Raw genomic sequence first — 2,749 nt, 5'->3', positions numbered from 1 at the left:
TTAATCACTTCCCTGTTTTAACAGGGTTTTTATTTCTAAAAAAATACTATCAAACTCCCACACTATCCATACATACAAAAAAATACAAACTAAAGGCCGTCTGAAATGCTCTTTCAGACGGCCTTTTGAGGTTTCTATATCTATATTTTAGTCGGCGAACTGTTTTTTCATTCGTTCGCGTCGCTCTTGCGCTTCTACGGACAATGTCGCGGTCGGACGTGCCAGCAGGCGCTTGAGGCCGATGGGTTCGCCGGTATCGGCACAGAAACCGTAATCGCCTTCGTCAATACTGCGGAGAGTCGCTTGCACTTTATTGAGAAGTTTACGCTCGCGATCGCGGGTGCGCAGTTCTAAAGCGTATTCTTCTTCTTGAGTAGCTCGGTCGGCTGGATCGGGAGCGGATTCGTGCTCTTGAAGATGGCCGGTAGTGGTGTTTGCATTTTCAATCAGTTCTTCTTGCATTTTAACCAGTAGTTCGCGGAAGAAGGCCAATTGGTCGCTGTTCATGTAGTCCTCTTCAGGACCATCCCAGTTTAAAATATCTTGTTCTGTCAGCTTTGCCATGGTGTCTGCTTTCGGTTTGTTGTTAATGATTTGGATGCTACGGGTTTGCTTTTATTGGGTTTGCTTTTATTGGGTTTGCTTTTATTGGGTTTTCTTGAATTTCCGTTTTGGAAATTGGGCGAATCATATCATGTTTTACCTATTCATTTGTTCTTTATATTTCGATTTGCACTTTTTTGCACTACCTTACGCCTAAATATATTAATACGCTTTTTAGGACGTTGTATTTTTGGTCGTTAATACCTGCTGCGCTTTCAGACGGCCTATTGAAGCAAACATAGGTTGGTTTGCTGGATAAGTTGGGGAAACCATCGGGCCAGCCACAACCATAATAAGAGTGCCAACAGACTGCCTGAAAAATCGTATCGTCCTGCGCGTAAGAAGGAAAACGGTTTGAGCAATGGCTGCAGAATTCGTTCGATGGCATAAGCCAACGGGGAATAGCGGCCCTGTATGCTGCTCACCATTCTAATAATCAGACCAATAAGTAATGTATAGGCCGCGGCTTTCAGCATATGGAGTGCGGCAAACCAGAAGTTTGCCAAAATCAGCTTATTGCTGATGGACAGCGCCGGCGAGATGAAAATAATGGCGGTACAGGCAAGGTAGTACACCAGAAAACCTGCGGGCAGGCAGTACCAATCGGTTTTCTCGCCGGATGGGAATGCTTTTTGCCAAGGTTTGGTCAGCCAGCCTGTTGCCTGTATGCTGAATTTGAGCAGGGGGTGTTCTGCTGCCAATCCTGCGTATCGGAGCAAAAAGCGCGTGATACACAGGATGGCAATAGCGTCTGCCAATAATAAGAGCAAGTCGCCGCGCATGTTCAGACGGCCTTATATTGTTGCGCCATTTCTTGCGAACGTTTGACGCAGGCTTCTACGCCCTGTTCGATGGCTTCGGCAACGTGACGGGCTTTGAAGGTTTCGATGGCTTCGTGTGTCGTGCCACCTTTGGAAGTCACGTTTTGCTGTAATTGTGCAAATGCTTCGCCGGTCTGTTCGGCCAAAGCCACTGCGCCTTTAAATGTAGCAAGGCTCAGTTCGCGTGCGTCTTGTTCGTTGAAACCTTGTGCCAAAGCCGCATTTTGGAGCGCGCCCAAAAGATAGAAAACATAGGCGGGGCCGCTGCCGCTGATGCCGGTAATATTGTGGAGTTGATCTTCCTCGTTCAGCCAAACGGTTGTACCGACAGAGCGCATGATGCCGTCGGCGGCTGTACGGTCAGCTTCTGAAACGCCTGCATCGGCAAACATACCGGATACGCCTAAACCGATTTTGGCCGGCGTATTGGGCATGATGCGCACGATACGGCGTGTGCCGCCCAGATACTGGCTGAGGGTATCGATGGACAAACCTGCCGCTACGGACAACACCAGCGCGCCATTCAAACGGATGTTTTGACAGGCTGCCTGCATGTCTTGCGGTTTAACAGCGAGAATGAGGACATCGTCCGCACTCAATTCGGGCAGGTTTTCAGAAGTGGCTACGCCCAATTCTTGTACCAGTTGCTCCCGTCTTTCGGCGCCGCGTTCGACAATGTGGACACGATAGCCGTCTTGTTTGACCAAACCGCCTGCAATGGCAGTCGCCATATTGCCGCCGCCGAGAAAATAGATATTCATATATATGTCACTCCTTTGTGATATCGATCAAGCCGTCTGAAACTGCTGTCTGCCCTGTTCAGACGGCCTATTACTTTTATTGAGGATAATGCCGCTTGCCGAAAATCGCGCTGCCGATGCGGACATGGGTTGCGCCGCATTCTACCGCGATTGGCATATCTCCGGACATCCCCATAGACAAAACATCTGCTTCGACGCCTGCCGCGTTCAACTCAGCCAACAGCCGCTGCATGGTATGAAACTGGCTGCGCAACTCATCATCGCTGCTGTCGGCCTTGGCCACACACATCAATCCGCGCACTTTAATATTCGGCAACTTGGCCACTTCAAGGGCCAGCGCAACCGCTTCAGTGGGCGCTACGCCGTGTTTTGCTTCTTCCGCGGCAATGTTCACTTCAATGCACACCTGCAACGGCGGCATTTCAGACGGCCTTTGTTCACTCAAGCGCCGCGCCGTTTTCAGACGGCCTATCGTATGCACCCAATGTGCGCGTTCGGCCACAAATTTGGTTTTATTAGACTGCACATCGCCGATAACGTGCCAAACAATATCCGGCAAATCGG

Annotated in this window: 4 protein-coding genes; all 4 read right to left on the bottom strand. The window is 49.7% G+C overall.

Annotated elements, in window-relative coordinates; genetic code table 11:
- Positions 1–147 precede the first annotated feature (147 nt).
- Entirely contained in the window at positions 148–564 is a 417-nt protein-coding gene (gene dksA / locus ACTHUM_RS11225) for an RNA polymerase-binding protein DksA (RefSeq protein WP_004519243.1), read from the bottom strand.
- A 263-nt stretch (positions 565–827) separates the two neighbouring features.
- Positions 828–1,385, bottom strand: a complete 558-nt coding sequence (locus tag ACTHUM_RS11220) for a YggT family protein (RefSeq protein WP_004519242.1) — start codon at positions 1,383–1,385, stop codon at positions 828–830.
- A 2-nt stretch (positions 1,386–1,387) separates the two neighbouring features.
- The gene (gene proC, locus ACTHUM_RS11215) at positions 1,388–2,185 is read right to left on the bottom strand and encodes a pyrroline-5-carboxylate reductase (protein WP_004519241.1); all 798 of its coding nucleotides are present in this window, start codon (positions 2,183–2,185) and stop codon (positions 1,388–1,390) included.
- A 76-nt stretch (positions 2,186–2,261) separates the two neighbouring features.
- Positions 2,262–2,749, bottom strand: a 488-nt coding sequence (locus ACTHUM_RS11210; RefSeq protein WP_440402903.1) for a YggS family pyridoxal phosphate-dependent enzyme, incomplete at its 5' end; no start/stop codon positions are given.

Source organism: Neisseria sp. P0021.S006 (assembly GCF_051956895.1).
The sequence above is the reverse complement of the archived record's forward strand: the minus strand, read 5'-3'. Positions and strand labels throughout refer to the sequence as shown.